The sequence below is a fragment of the Chromohalobacter sp. HP20-39 genome, from assembly GCF_033052815.1.
GTDB lineage: Bacteria > Pseudomonadota > Gammaproteobacteria > Pseudomonadales > Halomonadaceae > Chromohalobacter.
On the sequence record NZ_JAWHTP010000807.1, the window covers coordinates 1 to 260 of the forward strand.

At 54.2% G+C, this 260-nt stretch carries 1 protein-coding gene; it reads left to right on the plus strand.

Annotated elements, in window-relative coordinates; translation table 11 throughout:
* A partial coding sequence (locus tag RVY79_RS20185; RefSeq protein ID WP_317466359.1) for a hypothetical protein occupies positions 1-260 on the plus strand: 260 nt, incomplete at both ends.

A 260-nucleotide genomic window follows, 5' to 3' on the forward strand; every position in this document is an offset into this window, starting at 1 on the left:
CAATATTGACGCAGAAGAGCGCGCCGTCATCTTCGTTGATGACCTGGATTTCCAGCCTGGGTTCGATAACAACGTCATCGATGCGGACCGGCTGCGTGCAATAGTCGAGGAAGCCGTATCCGGCAATACCGAGGCCAGGGAGGATAGAGTCTTCAAGCTCGACGAAAGAACCTATCAGAGACGCCTCGCTGCAATTCGTACACGCTCTGCCGGTCCGCGATGGATTTTCGAAGAGCCACGAGAACAATTGAAAACAGCGC